Below are 15,907 nucleotides of genomic sequence, written 5' to 3'. Positions count from 1 at the left end.
AAATGGGGTCGCTATATTAACGCTGTGTTGCGCGCTGGCGATTCTTTCCGTTACTTGCAGGTTTACCACCTTGACCATTACCCGCTTTGCTACGGTTTGGCTTGCCATTCCCGCCGCCATTGCCTTGAGATTGCTGACTAGCAGGGGCTTTTTTGATGAAGCCCGTCGCTGGTTTATGCGCGTTACCATTGCCGTTCTGCTTTCCGTTGCCCTGATTGCCATTACCTTGGCTACCCGTTGGCTTCTTACCGCCCGGTTTTGGCTTATTGCCACCTGGCTTAGGCTTATTGCCGCCAGGCTTAGAATGGTTACGTGGGCTTTCGCCACCAAGACCTGGTTGAGCTTTACTGTGCTTAGTTGCAAAACGTTGCGAGCCGTGACGACCAGACTTACGACGCTGTGCCGGTGTCTGAGCCTCAAAGTCTTCTTCAGGCACTAAGCAGTTCGCTTTGTCACCAATTAGGTGCTTTTTACCCATGCTGATCAGTGCTTCACGGATGATCTTCCAGTTTTCTGGATCGTGGTAACGAAGCAATGCTTTATGCAGACGACGTTGACGATCGCCTTTAGGCACTGGAACATCTTCACGTTTTTTATATTTCACGCGCTTCAGAGGGTTGGTCTCTGAGTAGTACATCGACGTTGCATTACACATTGGCGATGGATAGAAGTTCTGTACTTGGTCACACTCGTAGTTGTGCTTTTTCAGCCACATTGCAAGGTTAAGCATGTCTTCATCTTCTGTGCCCGGGTGAGCAGAGATGAAGTAAGGAATTAGGTACTGTTTCTTACCGGCTTCAGCGCTGTATTTCTCGAACATCTCTTTGAAACGATCGTAAGTGCCCATACCCGGCTTCATCATCAGATCCAGTGGGCCTTTTTCAGTATGCTCTGGAGCAATCTTCAAGTAACCACCAACGTGGTGAGTCACAAGCTCACGAACGTATTCTGGAGATTCAATCGCTAAGTCGTAACGTACACCAGAAGCGATCATGATCTTCTTAACGCCCGGTACTTTTCTCGCAGAGCGGTACAGGTCGATGGTGTGTTGATGGTCTGTGTTTAGCTTTTCACAGATTTTCGGGAACACGCATGATGGACGACGACAGTTAATTTCTGCTTTAGGATCTGAACAACCTAAACGGTACATGTTCGCCGTTGGGCCGCCCAAATCAGAAATAGTACCTGTGAAGCCCGGCACTTTATCTTTAATGTCTTCGATTTCATCCAAGATAGATTCTTTCGAGCGGTTCTGAATGATACGACCTTCGTGCTCTGTGATTGAACAGAAAGAACAGCCACCAAAACAACCACGCATGATGTTAACCGAGGTTTTGATCATGTCGTATGCAGGGATTTTCGCTTTGCCGTACATAGGGTGCGGAACACGCTTATAAGCAAGGCCAAACACGTAGTCCATCTCTTCTGTGGCCAATGGAATCGGCGCTTGGTTAACCCAAAGTTCGCGATCACCGTGACGTTGAATCAGAGCTCGACCTGAGTACGGGTTTGTCTCAAGGTGCAGAATACGGCTAGCGTGAGCGTAAAGAATACGGTCATTGTTTAGCTTTTCGTAACCTGGGATACGAACCGCGGTTGTTTTTGCGTCGTGACGAGAAGGACGAATAGTAATAGGTTGCGCTTTTACTTCTTCTTTTTCGTCTTTCTTAGTATCACACTGGGTTTCAACTTCGTAAGGGTTAACCGGAACGTACGCTTTGTTCGGCTTTTCGATACGAGAAGAGTCAATGATCTTGAAGCCTTCTGGGGCAGCAGGAAGATTGATAGCAGTACCGCGGATATTGGTCAGCGTAGACATGTCTTCGCCATCGGCAATGCGGTGTGCCACTTCAACCAGTGCACGCTCAGCGTTACCAAAAAGAAGAATATCTGCTTTTGCGTCAAACAATACAGAGCGACGAACTTTATCTGACCAGTAGTCGTAGTGAGCCACACGGCGCAAACTTGCTTCGATACCACCAAGAACGATTGGCGTGCCTTTGTAGGCTTCGCGACAACGTTGGGAATAAACTAGAGTTGCACGGTCAGGACGTTTGCCACCTTCGTTGTTTGGCGTATAAGCATCATCGTGACGTAATTTGCGATCAGAGGTGTAGCGGTTGATCATGGAGTCCATGTTACCCGCTGTAATGCCGAAGAATAGGTTAGGTTTACCTAGCTTCATGAAGGCGTCTTTATTGTCCCACTTTGGTTGCGCAATAATGCCCACGCGGAATCCTTGAGCTTCAAGAAGGCGACCAATGATAGCCATGCCAAAGCTCGGGTGATCGACATAAGCGTCACCAGTTACAATAATAATGTCACAGCTATCCCATCCAAGAGCATCCATCTCCTTTCTACTGGTAGGCAAAAAGGGTGCAGTTCCGTAGCACTCGGCCCAGTATTTTTTGTGTTCGTGAATAGGAGTGATATCGCTGTACATATTTCAACCTCTGATTTTTGAGGCGGGAATTATAGCGGCATGAGCCTAGACTAGCCAGTAGAACATGCCCCTGTTAGTTTTGATGTCTTTCGTATTTTTACGGTAAATGGCGACAGAAGAGCCATACATCAGCATAGTTGAAGCCTTGAATCTCGTCTCTAATTTATGATTTTGATTAGTGTTCGCACCAGTTTTTGATATTATTCGCGAAAATAAGTTTGAAGAAGTAGATCCACAATGGTCGAAACGTTATTAGTACAATTTGCTCCGATGCTATTAGGAGCCCAACTGATCTTAACCCTCATCTTAGTGAAAGGGGATATTTGCCCGGGACAACGTGGCCGCATTCACAAGATGTTGCCTGCAATTGGCGTGCTGTGGCTTGCCGTTGCCTCATTAAGAATTGAAGCATTTCTTGTCGTGTTCGCGATCTTTTATTTCTATTCTCAAGTTCAAACCAAGAAGACTCGAGATTCTGGCCCTATTTGGGTGATGTATTTAGCTTGTGGTTTAGCACTGTCATACGTTGCTATACAAGCGACGGAGCAAGCAACCACAGTCGGTATTATTAGCACTTTATTACTCGTGGTTTTATTGGGGGCAGCGTTTGGTCATTTACTGCTGACGATTGCAAGAACACGCTTACAGGCTTTTCACCGTGTTCTGCCCGTTGTTGGTGTGCTGACGGGGATGTTGGTGGTTTTGGCGACGGTCATCAATGTTTACTCTCTGTCTGAAGCTCAATTAGAGCCAATGATTTCAACTCTGCTGTTTAGCTTTGCTTTGCTAATCTCAGCTATCGTGGTGTGGTGTTGGCATTTATTGTTCGTTAAAACCCCTGAAAAGCTTCAGCTGACTATTTCATTGTTGATGTTATTGGCGGCGGCTGTTGGTTTAACGCCAGTTTGGGCGATGTAGGCGGTTACTGATCTCACAAGCCTTTCGGTGTTGAATCGAAAAAGTGTGATCTGTTTTTTAGCGTGGTGTTGGTAAGCGTTCTAAACTTAAATCTAGTCGGTGTGTTCGTTAGGAGTACGGGATGGATTTAAGCAACGTCAAAGGTTTCGATAGCATTATTTTGCTGGGAATCGTGAATGAAAAACTTCGCTTAGAATGCGATAGCTTTGAAGAGCTGATCAGTATGTATGAAATGGATATAGAAAGTGTCGTGGGCAAGCTTGATATGTTGGGCTATCAATACGACCCACTGACTAATCAGTTCAAGTCTTACTCAAGATAAGCTCACAATGAGAGTTTCTTCTATCGTGGATTAACACTCATTACCTGTTGTCGGTATTGGCAATAAAAAAGTCACAGATAATCTGTGACTTTTTTTGTTTCTGGCGCATATCTATCAGGTTCAACGCAGGCATAAACTAACCCAACAACGAGTCTCTTAAACGACCTCAATGCCATCTAGGTGACTCTTACTTTGCTGTCTTGCCGTGCTAAAGAAAGCTTGTAGGTAACGTTTGTCTTTTTCTGAGTTTCTTACCGCTGCGAACAACCTTCTTGAAAGCCCGTTACCCAATGGTTTACTGGCGATTAACCCTTGTCTCGAAAATTCACTGATTGCCCAATTAGGTAAGGCCGCAACACCTAAACCTGCCGATACCATTTGCACCAGCATCAATGTGTTGTCTGCTTGTTTCCATTTCTTTGGTTCAACGCCTGCTGGTTGCAAAAAGTGTTTCACTACATCGAGACGCTGTTTTTGAACCGGATAAGAGAGCATGGTTATATCGCTAAGATCTTGCGGTTCTATGCTCTGTTTTTCTGCCAAAGGTGAGTTGATTGCAGTGATCAAACGCATCTCAAAATCAAAGAGAGGTTCGTAGTGAACTTCAGAACGGGGCTGTATATCAGAGGTGATCACCAAATCGAGTTCTCCAGCCATCAATGCCGGTAGAGGCTCGAACCCAAACCCTGACGAGAAATCTAAGGTCACGCTTGGCCAAGCAACTTGGTATTCCTTCAAAGCGGGCATTAGCCATTGGAAGCATGAGTGACACTCGATCGCCATGTGCAATCGGCCATTCACATCCTCTTTTAGGCTTGCGAGTTCGTTTTCAGCTTTGGCGATTTGTGGCTGTATCTCATCAGCCAGTTTTAACAAAATTTCGCCTTCCGAGGTAAATTTAACCGGCCTTGTTTTACGCAAAAAAAGCTGACCGCCAATTCGAGCCTCAAGGTCTTTCAACTGGTGAGAAAGTGCCGACTGAGTCAGATGAAGAGAAGTTGCAGTCGCGGTTAGCGAGCCGCTGTCTCTCAAGGTGGTCAATGTTCGAAGGTGTTTAAGCTCTATCATGAGTATTCCTCATATTCCCTAAGCCAATTCAATATTTCTTAATAATCACCCTACGGTGTTTTTGCTCTCTTGTAAACGTCTAGATGTCCAGATGGATTTAAACTGTTCATCTTTGGATGATTCAAGATGAATATTATTAATAAACAAGATGAATATTTGGACCTTGTTCATCGTTCAGATTAGGGAGATAGTTTAGCCATCCAGACGCCTTTGTTAAAAATACAATCATTACAGGCAGTCTGACCGGAAATTAAAATTATCGAATAAGGAACAGACACATGACGACAACAACGCATATTCTTGGCTACCCACGTATCGGTGAAAAACGCGAACTCAAATTCACTCTCGAGAAGTACTGGCGCGGTGAGATCGATCAATCTGAGCTCAAGCAGACCGGCAGTGAATTAAGAAATCGTAACTGGAATGTACAAGCTGACGCGAATCTAAGCTTTGCAACTGCGGGTGACTTCGCATGGTATGACCATGTACTAACTACGACTCTACTTCTAGGCCACGTTCCCAAGCGCCATGCTGGTGGATCAGAAGATGAAAAAGCCTTCCCAGATTTAGATACCTTGTTCCGCGTTGGTCGTGGTCAGTCTCAAGTTCAATCTACTTGCTGCGGTGGTTCGCATACGTCGAATGATGTCACTAAAGACAGTTCAGCTGCTTCTGACATGACCAAGTGGTTCAACACTAACTACCACTACATTGTTCCTGAGTTCAGCAAAGATGACTCTTTTGAAGTAAGTTGGCCTCAACTGTTTGATGAAGTGAATGAAGCGATTAAAGCAGGACACAAAGTTAAGCCTGTACTCCTTGGGCCACTCTCTTACTTATACCTAGGCAAAGAAGTGGAAGAAGGGTTTGACCGCTTATCTCTACTTCCTCGCCTTCTTACCGCGTATCAAGCCATTTTGGCAAAGCTCTCAAAGCTTGGCGTAGAGTGGGTCCAAATTGATGAGCCAATCCTGGCTTTGGAGCTTGATAATCAGTGGGTAGATTCATTCAAGCTGGCTTACCAAGTGATTCAAGGCGATGTAAAACTACTACTTACCACTTACTTTGATTCGGTCACAGATACATTAGATAAAATCGTAGATCTGCCTATCAACGGCTTACATATCGACTTAGCAGCAGCACCGCAGCAACTCGATGAAGTGGTTAATAAGTTACCGGAAGATTGGGTACTTTCTGCGGGTGCAATCAATGGACGCAATGTGTGGCGAGCTGACTTAGCCGCGCAGCTTGAGTTACTGCAACCGGTGAAAGACAAACTAGGAGATAAGCTTTGGATCGCAAGTTCATGTTCATTGCTGCATAGTCCTGTTGATTTGGAGTTAGAAGAAACGCTCAGCGAAGAAGTGAAGAGTTGGTTTGCCTTTGCAAAACAGAAAGTGACCGAGGTGAGCTTGTTGGGTGCGGCGTTAGACGGCGATCAAAAGGCCATTTTGGCGTGTGAGACTTACAGCCAACCAATTGTTGCCCGTAAGAGCGCGATTCATGTGAACAAGCCACAAGTTCAGGCTCGTATCAATACCATTACCAAAGCACTGGCAGAACGCAGTGCTCCATACGCAGAGCGTGCAGCGCATCAGTCTGAAGTTCTCGGCTTACCGCTGTTACCAACCACAACCATTGGTTCGTTCCCACAGACAGGAGAGATTCGTCTTCAGCGTAGTGCTTACCGAACTGGCAAACTGAATGAAGCGGAATACACAACCGCATTGAAAGGTCATATTGCTGATGCGGTTAAACGCCAAGAAGCCTTAGATTTGGATGTGCTTGTGCATGGCGAGGCGGAACGCAATGACATGGTGGAGTACTTTGCAGAAAACCTAGCAGGCTTCCAAACCACTAAGTTTGGTTGGGTACAAAGCTATGGCTCTCGCTGCGTGAAACCGGCGATTGTGGTTGCGGATATCGAGCGTGAAAAACCAATGACGGTCGAGTGGTCGACTTATGCGCAATCTCTGACCTCGAAACAGATGAAAGGCATGCTGACCGGACCCGTCACTATTCTATGTTGGACATTCCCTCGTGAAGACATCTCACGCAAAGAGATCACTAACCAACTGGCGTTTGCTCTACGTGATGAAGTGTCTGATTTACAAGACGCAGGTATTAACATAATTCAAATCGATGAGCCTGCTATTCGCGAAGGTTTGCCTTTGAAAAAACGCGACCATGCAGAGTACTTAGAATGGGCAGTGGATGCCTTTAAGATCTCAGCGGCGAGTGCTAAACCAGAAACTCAGATTCATACCCATATGTGTTATAGCGAGTTCAACGAGATCATTGATTCAGTGGCCGCGCTAGATGCCGATGTGATCACCATTGAGACTTCTCGCTCGAACATGGAATTGCTGAAAGCGTTTGAAGAGTTTAACTATCCGAATGCGATTGGACCTGGCGTTTATGATATTCACTCGCCAAACATCCCTTCAGAAGAGTGGATTGTAGATTTACTTAAGAAAGCGGCAGAAAAAATACCTGCAGAACGTTTGTGGGCAAACCCTGATTGCGGATTAAAGACTCGTAACTGGGCAGAGACAGAAGCGGCACTTACTAACTTAGTTTCGGCGACGAAGACACTGCGTAAAGAGTGGGGATCCGCTGAGGCATAATTTAGTCTAAGATTTGATTGACCCTCTACTCCACGATGAACCACAAAAAAGGCCTCGCATTTGCGAGGCCTTCTGGTTTTATGCTTGTTCGAATATCGAATCTAGCTGCTGCTCTGGCAAGTCTCTTTGCTGATCAGCTTTTCAACCATCAGTTGTCCGCGTGTATTGCGAATTTTGATGTTGTAAGCTAAGCCCATGTCGAGGTTAGCTCTTACTTCAGAGTTGGTGCAGTAGCTATTCACACTCATATCTACAACTTGGTTTAAAGGCTTAGCACCTTTTGCATCTTGGTTGTAGATCATCATGATTTCGACGACAGTATTTTTTGCTAGCACACGCATGATAGAGAGTGGACCATACTCAATAGGTAGGCCAGCAGATAAAACGCCCGCACGATGGTGAGCCATCATCTCTAACTGTCTTTGTTTGTCTTGTTCACTTGATGAGCTACAGCCTGCGAGTAGGGCAATAGCCAGTGACCCAATAATCCATTTTTTCACGTTAAAATACTTTCTTGAATGGTTTAACAATTACATTCTGGTAGACACCAGCAGCGATGTACGGGTCTGCATCAGCCCATGCTTGTGCGTCTTCCAAAGAGTTGAATTCAGCAATAACAGTAGAACCAGTGAAGCCTGCTTCGCCAGGGTTATCGGAGTCAATGGCTGGCATTGGACCTGCTGTTAACAGTCGGCCTTCGTCGTGAAGTGTTTGTAGGCGTTCTAGATGTTGTGGGCGAACACTTAGGCGTTTTTCTAATGAGTTTTCGACGTCTTGAGAAAAAATCACGTACCACATGTTGAGATATCCTTATGTTACTTCACTGAATTAGAGCGATTAAATTAGTTATCTGGCTAATTTACGCGAACTAATCGGTATTGGAAGAGTTAATGATAAGAAATTGTGAATTGGTGCGAGGTGAATTGGTACGAGAGAGTTGTATGGTCTTTAGTAATTTCATTTGCTGAAACTAAAGACCATTTGCGTTAATGGCTTAATGAAAAACGTTATTTGTTGATTGAGCGAGGTTTACCGCTTTCGTCCACGGCAACGTAGTTGAATGTCGCGCCACATACCTTGTAACGATCGCCAATACCGTGATCAAGTACAGGCTTAACCCAGACTTCTAGGTCGATATTCATCGAGCTACGGCCAATCTTGGTGCAGTCGCCATAAACACAGACCACATCGCCAACCGACACTGGCTGTTTGAATTCGATGCTTGATACTGACACGGTGACTATCTTGCCGTTAGAGATCTCTTTCGCCAGTATCCCGCCAGCAAGGTCGAGCTGAGACATTATCCAACCACCGAAAATCTGGCCTGCTGCATTGGTATCAGAAGGCATCGCCAAAGTGCGAAGAAGTAAAGAACCAATCGGGTTCAAAGTTGATTGAATTGTCATTGTTGTACTCTTAATGGTATTGATTGTTTTAAATTTAAATAGATGTGTTTGCGGGGTTCGCGGTGGTCGTATTTTTAACGTATTCACCGAACACAAACAATCAGTGGCCAATGATCACGAGTATCATTGGCCACTGTTAAATCGCATATTGATAATAATTGTATCAAAAAGGGGGTGAGGACTCATCCCTAAGGGTTATTTCTCCTCGGTATTTTTACCTGAGAGCTCTTGTTGCGTATCGTTTTGTGTTTCTTGGTCTCTTTGCTGATGCTTATCTTTTGGCAAATGTTGGTCTTTTGGTAAATGTTTATAGATATAAACGCCCGTTAGTAAGGTAAATGCAAAAGTAGCGATCAGTAAGCCAAACACTTTGAAGTTGACCCACACATCCAATGGCAGGTTGAAAGCAACGTAAACATTGAGGATCGCACACAATGTGAAGAACAGAGTCCAAGCCCAGTTGATCTTGCCCCATACTGCTTCAGGAAGAGAGATCTCTTTACCCAACATGCCTTTAATCGCTGATTTGCCCATTAGGTGACTGACTGTAAGGCCGATAGCAAATAGCGCATAAACGATGGTCACTTTCCATTTTATGAAGTTGTCATCATGCAAAAAGATGGTCATGCCACCAAATACGGCAACCATTAGAAAGGTGATGATCTGCATTTTTTCTACTTTCTTGTAGATGATGTACGTCAAAATGATTTGTACTGCGGAAGCAACAATCAATGCACCTGTAGCCGTGTAGATGTCGTACATCTTGTAAAGCGCAAAGAAAATAATGAGAGGAATGAAATCAAGAATTTGCTTCATGTGGCACTGACTATCCAGTTAGTTGAGTTGCAGACAGTCTAACCAAAACTGTCTCGATGCTAAATAGCTCGAGACAATTGGATGCCAATTAATTACATCTAACCGTTTTGGCGAGTTTAACCCCAATAAAGGATTGAAGCGCCCAATCGAGATTAAGAACGTTATTGTATTGATGTGGTTTGGTAGCGAGGTATTAGCTTCTTGATATCTTCAAGGTAACCTTCGCTCTTTAAACTGTCTAAGGTATTCTCGAGCTCTTGTTCACTCATGGCAAAACATGTCGATTTGCCGGTCGTTAGGTCAAGGTATTCGTGATATTCACGCTCTGTGAAGTGGCCAATTCTGTCCATTAATAGGGTTTTAATTCCATGGTGAATTAAGCCGTAATATGTATGTCTTTGTAAGGTCATAGCCTATCCTCCGTGACAAGCTGCAATGTTATTGGTGCAACCTGCTGTATATTGGTTGGGTTATCTATGACAAAGCAATTCGAATGCCATTTTATCCATTGGGATAGAATTTCTGACGCAAAAAGTTGAATTAATTTTCTTTTCAACTAGTTAAAGAAACGTCCGTTCTAAACTCTAAACACCAATACGTAGCTACCGGAAAATAGTTTCATTTTGAGAACGGTAAAATTCTCATTATGACGATCTATTAAAGCTACAGTGGGGGCTTTCCAAAGATGATTGCCGCTAATCGACGAGCCAATCAACCAGCGTAGATAAGGATGTATTTTGTCGATTCTTGGGTTGCAGTAAGAAGTAACCATTTCCAGAGAAGACACTGCCTTCACTCACTTTCACCAATCTACCCAAATCAATATCTTGCTTGGCCAGCGTGATGTCGCCTATGGCAATACCAAACCCTTGAATGGCTGCGTTCATCGCTTGATCGAGCGTCGCGAATTGTTGGTTGTTCTTGCTTGAAAGGTCGTGGCTGCCTATGTGTTCCAACCAAAGCCGCCAATCACTCTGCTCATTGTTGGCGTGCAACCAAGTGTATTGGGCGAGCTTGTGTGGCTTGATGATAGTAGAAGCGCTACTTACAAGATGGCTTTGCGTAATGCTTTGAGCTTGGCAGACCGGAGCCAGTTGCTCGTTGAACAATAACTGGCTCACTATCGATTGTTGGCTTGGCTTCTTACCATAGGTGATTACGGCGTCAAACGGGTCAAAGCTTGGTTCAAAAACGTGCTTGATGGTCGACGTGAGTTCGACATCAATTTCAGGATAGGCTTGCTGAAAAGACATCAACTTGGGTAGCAGCCAAGAGGTAATACAACTTGGTGCGTTGAGCTTGATCTTCGATGGAGAGCTGGCAACTTGATTTAACGCCGATTGCAGTTGTTGGATGGTATCTTGAATCAGCGGAACCAGTTCTTCTCCCTTAGGTGTTAATGACAACCCGCGAGCATGTCGGTAGAAAAGATCGCACCCGAGACTTTCTTCAAACGACAATACCTGACGACTCACTGCACCTTGCGTAACATTCAGCTCATGTGCCGCTCGCGTAAAATTGAGGTGCCTTGCCGTCGACAAGAACGCGAGCAAGGTTTTAGTTGAAGGAAGTGTGCGATTCATATCTTTACCTATGATTTTTTATCATGGCTATTGTGTGATTATTTCGATTCATTTATCAATAGTGTTCTGTTTGAATGTAAATACTTAATCATCATTTGTGATTCAATATGTGTATAGGTCACATTTATTGAATATGAAGGCAATGATGAAGACATTGTGATTTTGTGAAAGGGATAGCTTCTTGACATCTTTTATTGATAGCTTAGTACCTCAGGCTGTAAAAAAATTAATACCTTATCAATCGGCAAGAAGAATTGGTGGTGATGGACGTGTTTGGTTAAACGCCAATGAATTGGAAAGCTCGCTGTTTCAAGGAGAAGCAAGTCACAACCGATACCCAGACTTCTTACCACAAGATATTGCTAAGGCTTACCAAGATTACTGTGGCACTGATGCCGCGACGGTTGCTGTCCGTGGTGCAGATGAAGCGATTGATTTGCTGATTAGAACATTCTGTAAGCCGGCGAGCGACAACATACTTATCTGTTCTCCAACCTATGCGATGTATGAGTTTTGCGCCGATGCATTGGCGATTAATACTTTAGACTCTCCATTGCAGGAAGACTTCAGCCTTAACGTCGCTGATATAGTGAATAAAGCGGAATTGGCTAATATCGTGTTTCTTTGCTCACCAAACAACCCTACGGGCAATGTGATCCCTAAATTGGATTTGATTCAGGTACTGGAAGGCACGATTGGCAAGTCGCTAGTGGTAGTCGATGAAGCGTATATCGAATTTGAACCACAAACTTCAGCGGTGAGCCTTATTGCGCGTTATCCGCATTTGGTTGTGATTCGCACCTTGTCTAAGGCGTTTGGATTGGCTGCGGTTCGATGTGGCTTTATCTTAGCGAGTCAAAATGTGATGCAGTATGTCGCGAAACTGATTCCCCCTTATCCAATGCCAGATTGCTCATCTCAAATAGTGCTAGACGCATTGTCTGATGAACGAATTGCGTTGATGGAAAGCGCGACGTTAAAGTTGGTTGAATTGCGTAATCGGTTTGCTTGTGAGCTAACGCGGTTTGAATTTATAGAACAGGTTTACCCTTCATCGACTAATTTCGTTTTGCTACGTCAAAAACCGGGGCACCATGTGTTTAGCGTATTGGCGAAGGATGGCATTGTGACAAGAAACCAAAACCACGAACCTGCTTTGCGTAACTGTGTACGAATCAGTATTGGTAGCCAAGAGAGCATGCTAGAAGTGATAACGTCACTAACACGCTACCAAACCGAATTAGAAAAGAATCAACAAGGCAAACAATCTCAGCATAAAGAAACTCAATCTCAACTCGATAAAGATCATATCTAGGATGGCAATGATGAAAAAGATAATACTAGGACTCGCTTGTGCGGCCGCTTTACTTGGTACAACGGTACAGGCGAAAGAAATCCGTTTGGCGTCAGACTTTACGTATCCGCCATTTAACTACAAAAACAGTGATGGTGTGCCTGTCGGGTTTGATATTGAGATAGCGGATGCCTTGTGTGAGCAAGCCAAACTCGATTGTACTTGGGTTTCACAAAGTTGGGACTCGCTAATTCCAAGTTTGTTGGCAAGAAAGTCAGATGTGATTATGGCTTCAATGCGTATTACCGAAGAGCGTAAGCGTAAGATCTTGTTTACTGATAAGTACTACCAAACTCCAGCCGTGTTTGTTGCTGCTAAAAGCGCGGAATTCAGCGTCGATGAGGCAGGCTTAGCAGGTAAAACCATCGGTGTTCAGCAAGGTACGATTCACGATCGCTACGTAACCGACAAGTTTGGCGATGTGGCAAACATTAAGCGTTATACCGGCCAAGATGAAGTTTATCTGGATCTGCAAAACGGTCGTCTAGATCTAACCTTCGGCAACTCAGATCAACTGTCATTGGCTTTCTTAGACAAGAAAGAAGGCGAGGGCTTTGAATTCAAAGGCAAAGCAGTGACCGACAAAGCCTACATTGGCGAAGGTACGGCGTTAGCACTAAGAAAGCAGGATTCAAAACTGGCGAAACAATTCAATGCCGCGATTGAAGAGATCAGAGCAAACGGTACTTACGACAAGATCGCCGCGAAGTACTTTACGTTTGATATCTATGGCGCTGATTTGTAATTCGTCTAACGCCTAAAAATTAGAACACCAAAAACAAAAATCCGAGGGCTGTGAGGCTCTCGGATTTTTATTGGCTCCAAAAGACCATTGTTTAAGTGTTTAAGTGTTTAAGTGTTTAAGTGTTTAAGTGTGTAGTTGGGAAGGGGAGAAGAGACGTACAAAAAAAGCCACTCGACTGAGTGGCTTAGTGCAAGGAAAGTAGGCAGTGCCTTGCCAACAATCGTAACTAATGATCTGATTAGTATATTTTATTCCAATCAGCAATCGTCACATCGCTATTGTCGTAATTGATAGCTTCTGCTGTAACCTTAGATATCTCATTTAATAATTGAATATCTTCTGCGTCCGTCACGGTTACTGGAGCAACAATGACCGAGTTATTTGATTTTACCTGTAGTGAGTAAGAGTTATTCGTTAGAACACCGTTGGTTTCCACTACCGATAGCCCGTTTAAGCTTAGGGGATGAGCTAGGGAATACTCAGCAATTAAATTCGCGGTTTGTAACTCTTCAGCACTGAACTTCACACCTTTAAAACCATCGTAATAGTAACGGCCATGGATCAGGGAATCTTCGAATTTGAATGCATCAACGAATAGAGATGTAGCCTTGTTAGGGGCCTTTGTCTCATAGTTTACTTGAACAAAGTATTCGGTTTCGGTTGAATCTTCACTTACGAAACCAGGAATTAATTTGCCTCCAGATTCGACAGCACTTGAAGCGACTGACACTGTACCGTAGCCAGACTCGGCGCGGCTCTCAACTTTAAACTTCTCGTTGTCACTATTACAGTCCTGACATGCCACGTTGATAAACTTTGAATACGCTTGCGTAGGATCTGAGGAGTTTTTATTAACTTGAGTACGTCTAAACAGACCTGTTCCAGGAGTGTCATCGCTTGATGTTTGATAGAAAGTAAAAGACTCAAATTGCTCTTCGGGCTCGTCACTGAAGTTATAACTGTTTTCAAGAATGAAGACGAGTTCACCGCCAGTGTTACCTACGTTTGAGCTGTAAGCAATGATCTCTTGGGGAATTGAGGATTCAAATTCTGATTTTGCGGTGCTCTGATTTAACTTGGGTGCCCAATCATTTGGATCTTGGCATTCGCCTTTGGATGCGAAATAGATAATAGAGACGGGGAGCGTAGTGATACCATTTTTTGTGCCGTATTGATCGACAACATAATCAATACCCGGCCAATTCTTCGCTTCTACGTTTTCTGCAATACAGAAATCCATCACCTCTTTATCGACACCTTGTGTCTTAGGGTTTTTCTTCAAGTAGTCAACGACAAAGCCGACTTCTTGAGATGCGTCGATCAACTCCTGTCTAGTTTCCAACGGAAGTTCCGTGTTCTGCGAACCCGTAGTCAAAGATGTTAGCAATCCAGTTGGGGAGGTTTTTAATTGCTTAACATTTGTTGCGTCCATATAAAGCGCAGCAGAGTCAAAAAATGACGCTTTAAGCTTAGTTGTAATCATTTCATCAATGCTACTACGCATGTTCTCACCGACTTCATGAGCACCATTGTAGTGGGCGTTAACGATAGATGAAGAGAATAGGCTTATACAAATGGTTGAAGCTAAAACGGTTTTTTTCATAATACTAATCCTTCAATATCTATTGTTTAACTTGACTGAATTTGGTCGGTGTAGAGATAGATAGGCTCGTCTTTCCGACAGGCAAGTTCATAATCGTATTAACGCCTTCTGAGCTCAGTTTTTTTGATTGCAAATCTACCTTGTTCAGTTTTTGGTTTAGAGTAGATTTAGTCGCGGTAACTTGCTGGGTTTTAGGCTTTGAAGTGGTGGTTGATTTTTTTGAACTATCTCCCCCGCAGCCGATCAAAGCTATAGGTAATATAATTGCACTGATATGTAGAAATTTAATCATTGTTATGGGACCTCATATAACATCGGGGAGACCAACCTAGTAGCTGATTGGGTTATTAAGCTTTGTATCAACTGCTTACAATTCATTTTATAAGTCATACTGCCAAAGCGGAGCAACCGATTGCGTTAAACAGAAATTCCATATTGTTCAGTGCAAATTGGTGGTTTTGTTGCGTAATTCGGAGGAACTAAATCAAGAACCAACGATCTGAACAGTTACGTCAACTCCCTCTCGTAGCTCATGCCTCGTTACAAAACACCAGCTGGAAGTAACAATCACTCATTAACAGTTGTTTTATTACCTTTGGATTGATGAGAAGCGATAAGCGGGTTGACATAAAGGGCTTTGTTGCGTAATTCAATGGAACTAAATCAAGAACCTACGATCTGATCAGCTACCACCACTCTCTCTCGTAGCCTTATGCCTAAACCTTGTTACAAAACAACCAACTGGAAGCAATACAACCAATCGCTCATTAACCGTGGTTCTCTGACCTTCTGGATCGATGAAGAAGCAATAAGTGGGTGGGCGCAAAGCAAACAGAATAAGCGCGGGAGGCCACGTCGGTTCAGTGATTTAGCTATTACGACAGCACTCATGGTGAAACGAGTTTTTTCTATGCCACTGAGAGCGCTGCAAGGATTTATCGACTCGATATTTAGGTTAGCCCATGTGCCGTTAAGTTGTCCGCATTACACCTGCATCAGTCGTAGAGCCAAGCAAGTTGAGG

At 44.0% G+C, this 15,907-nt stretch carries 16 protein-coding genes; 6 read left to right on the top strand and 10 right to left on the bottom strand.

The genetic code is table 11. From position 1 onward, the window contains the following. Window positions 1–16 precede the first annotated feature (16 nt). Window positions 17–2,350 carry a YgiQ family radical SAM protein gene (locus tag ACED25_RS00080; RefSeq protein WP_371694455.1) on the bottom strand — a complete coding sequence of 778 codons (2,334 nt, stop codon included), beginning with the start codon at window positions 2,348–2,350 and terminating at the stop codon, window positions 17–19. Between the two features lie 330 nt (window positions 2,351–2,680). Between ACED25_RS00080 and ACED25_RS00075 the strand changes: the two genes are divergently transcribed. Further along, window positions 2,681–3,361 carry a hypothetical protein gene (locus ACED25_RS00075; RefSeq protein ID WP_009846420.1) on the top strand — a complete coding sequence of 227 codons (681 nt, stop codon included), beginning with the start codon at window positions 2,681–2,683 and terminating at the stop codon, window positions 3,359–3,361. A gap of 121 nt (window positions 3,362–3,482) precedes the next feature. Then, a complete protein-coding gene (locus tag ACED25_RS00070; protein WP_009846421.1) occupies window positions 3,483–3,683 on the top strand; it encodes a DUF4250 domain-containing protein in 201 nt (66 codons plus the stop codon). Window positions 3,684–3,839: 156 nt separating this feature from the next. Here the strand turns inward: ACED25_RS00070 and ACED25_RS00065 are convergent, their stop codons facing one another. Further along, a complete protein-coding gene (locus ACED25_RS00065; RefSeq protein ID WP_009846422.1) occupies window positions 3,840–4,751 on the bottom strand; it encodes a LysR substrate-binding domain-containing protein in 912 nt (303 codons plus the stop codon). A gap of 278 nt (window positions 4,752–5,029) precedes the next feature. On the opposite strand from ACED25_RS00065, the gene metE reads away from it, so the two are divergent. Beyond that, window positions 5,030–7,378, top strand: a complete 2,349-nt coding sequence (metE, locus tag ACED25_RS00060) for a 5-methyltetrahydropteroyltriglutamate--homocysteine S-methyltransferase (RefSeq protein WP_371694384.1) — start codon at window positions 5,030–5,032, stop codon at window positions 7,376–7,378. Between the two features lie 101 nt (window positions 7,379–7,479). On the opposite strand, the gene ACED25_RS00055 is transcribed toward metE, so the two are convergent. From ACED25_RS00055 to ACED25_RS00030, 6 genes are all read right to left on the bottom strand, one after another. After that, entirely contained in the window at window positions 7,480–7,878 is a 399-nt protein-coding gene (locus ACED25_RS00055; protein WP_029223165.1) for a GspS/AspS pilotin family protein, read from the bottom strand. A 1-nt stretch (window position 7,879) separates the two neighbouring features. Continuing rightward, a complete protein-coding gene (locus tag ACED25_RS00050; RefSeq protein ID WP_012603655.1) occupies window positions 7,880–8,176 on the bottom strand; it encodes a YciI family protein in 297 nt (98 codons plus the stop codon). A gap of 209 nt (window positions 8,177–8,385) precedes the next feature. Further along, window positions 8,386–8,784: an acyl-CoA thioester hydrolase YciA gene (gene yciA, locus ACED25_RS00045; protein WP_009846426.1), complete on the bottom strand. Its 399-nt coding sequence runs from the start codon at window positions 8,782–8,784 to the stop codon at window positions 8,386–8,388. 195 nt (window positions 8,785–8,979) lie between these two features. Further along, a complete protein-coding gene (locus ACED25_RS00040; RefSeq protein WP_009846427.1) occupies window positions 8,980–9,600 on the bottom strand; it encodes a septation protein A in 621 nt (206 codons plus the stop codon). A 161-nt stretch (window positions 9,601–9,761) separates the two neighbouring features. After that, window positions 9,762–10,010 (bottom strand): hypothetical protein, encoded by a 249-nt coding sequence (locus tag ACED25_RS00035; protein WP_017104260.1) that lies wholly within the window; start codon window positions 10,008–10,010, stop codon window positions 9,762–9,764. 285 nt (window positions 10,011–10,295) lie between these two features. After that, the gene (locus ACED25_RS00030) at window positions 10,296–11,183 is read right to left on the bottom strand and encodes a LysR substrate-binding domain-containing protein (RefSeq protein ID WP_009846429.1); all 888 of its coding nucleotides are present in this window, start codon (window positions 11,181–11,183) and stop codon (window positions 10,296–10,298) included. Window positions 11,184–11,364: 181 nt separating this feature from the next. Here ACED25_RS00030 and hisC point away from each other — a divergent pair, with 181 nt between their 5' ends. Beyond that, window positions 11,365–12,498, top strand: coding sequence for a histidinol-phosphate transaminase (gene hisC / locus ACED25_RS00025; RefSeq protein ID WP_017104259.1), 1,134 nt, complete (start codon window positions 11,365–11,367; stop codon window positions 12,496–12,498). A gap of 10 nt (window positions 12,499–12,508) precedes the next feature. Next, on the top strand, window positions 12,509–13,282 hold the full coding sequence (locus tag ACED25_RS00020) for an ABC transporter substrate-binding protein (RefSeq protein WP_017085617.1): 774 nt from the start codon (window positions 12,509–12,511) through the stop codon (window positions 13,280–13,282). A gap of 238 nt (window positions 13,283–13,520) precedes the next feature. Here the strand turns inward: ACED25_RS00020 and ACED25_RS00015 are convergent, their stop codons facing one another. Both ACED25_RS00015 and ACED25_RS00010 read right to left on the bottom strand, forming a co-directional pair. Beyond that, complete coding sequence (locus tag ACED25_RS00015) at window positions 13,521–14,885, bottom strand: hypothetical protein (RefSeq protein ID WP_009846432.1); 1,365 nt, start codon at window positions 14,883–14,885, stop codon at window positions 13,521–13,523. A gap of 19 nt (window positions 14,886–14,904) precedes the next feature. Continuing rightward, a complete protein-coding gene (locus ACED25_RS00010) occupies window positions 14,905–15,177 on the bottom strand; it encodes a hypothetical protein (RefSeq protein WP_009846433.1) in 273 nt (90 codons plus the stop codon). A gap of 420 nt (window positions 15,178–15,597) precedes the next feature. On the opposite strand from ACED25_RS00010, the gene ACED25_RS00005 reads away from it, so the two are divergent. After that, window positions 15,598–15,907: transposase (locus ACED25_RS00005; RefSeq protein ID WP_371694383.1), on the top strand; the 310-nt coding region annotated here is incomplete at its 3' end.

This window comes from Vibrio sp. 1F263, assembly GCF_041439035.1.
In the GTDB taxonomy this organism is placed as follows: domain Bacteria; phylum Pseudomonadota; class Gammaproteobacteria; order Enterobacterales; family Vibrionaceae; genus Vibrio; species Vibrio tasmaniensis_A.
This window is presented reverse-complemented; position numbering and strand designations above follow the sequence as displayed.

What these genes read in the sequence shown, in the direction of transcription:
- ACED25_RS00080 (WP_371694455.1), bottom strand. Translation starts at nt 2,350, where the DNA reads ATGGATGCTCTTGGATGGGATAGCTGTGACATTATTATTGTAACTGGT.
- ACED25_RS00075 (WP_009846420.1), top strand. Translation starts at nt 2,681, where the DNA reads ATGGTCGAAACGTTATTAGTACAATTTGCTCCGATGCTATTAGGAGCC.
- ACED25_RS00070 (WP_009846421.1), top strand. Translation starts at nt 3,483, where the DNA reads ATGGATTTAAGCAACGTCAAAGGTTTCGATAGCATTATTTTGCTGGGA.
- ACED25_RS00065 (WP_009846422.1), bottom strand. Translation starts at nt 4,751, where the DNA reads ATGATAGAGCTTAAACACCTTCGAACATTGACCACCTTGAGAGACAGC.
- metE (WP_371694384.1), top strand. Translation starts at nt 5,030, where the DNA reads ATGACGACAACAACGCATATTCTTGGCTACCCACGTATCGGTGAAAAA.
- ACED25_RS00050 (WP_012603655.1), bottom strand. Translation starts at nt 8,176, where the DNA reads ATGTGGTACGTGATTTTTTCTCAAGACGTCGAAAACTCATTAGAAAAA.
- yciA (WP_009846426.1), bottom strand. Translation starts at nt 8,784, where the DNA reads ATGACAATTCAATCAACTTTGAACCCGATTGGTTCTTTACTTCTTCGC.
- ACED25_RS00040 (WP_009846427.1), bottom strand. Translation starts at nt 9,600, where the DNA reads ATGAAGCAAATTCTTGATTTCATTCCTCTCATTATTTTCTTTGCGCTT.
- ACED25_RS00035 (WP_017104260.1), bottom strand. Translation starts at nt 10,010, where the DNA reads ATGACCTTACAAAGACATACATATTACGGCTTAATTCACCATGGAATT.
- ACED25_RS00030 (WP_009846429.1), bottom strand. Translation starts at nt 11,183, where the DNA reads ATGAATCGCACACTTCCTTCAACTAAAACCTTGCTCGCGTTCTTGTCG.
- ACED25_RS00020 (WP_017085617.1), top strand. Translation starts at nt 12,509, where the DNA reads ATGAAAAAGATAATACTAGGACTCGCTTGTGCGGCCGCTTTACTTGGT.
- ACED25_RS00015 (WP_009846432.1), bottom strand. Translation starts at nt 14,885, where the DNA reads ATGAAAAAAACCGTTTTAGCTTCAACCATTTGTATAAGCCTATTCTCT.
- ACED25_RS00010 (WP_009846433.1), bottom strand. Translation starts at nt 15,177, where the DNA reads ATGATTAAATTTCTACATATCAGTGCAATTATATTACCTATAGCTTTG.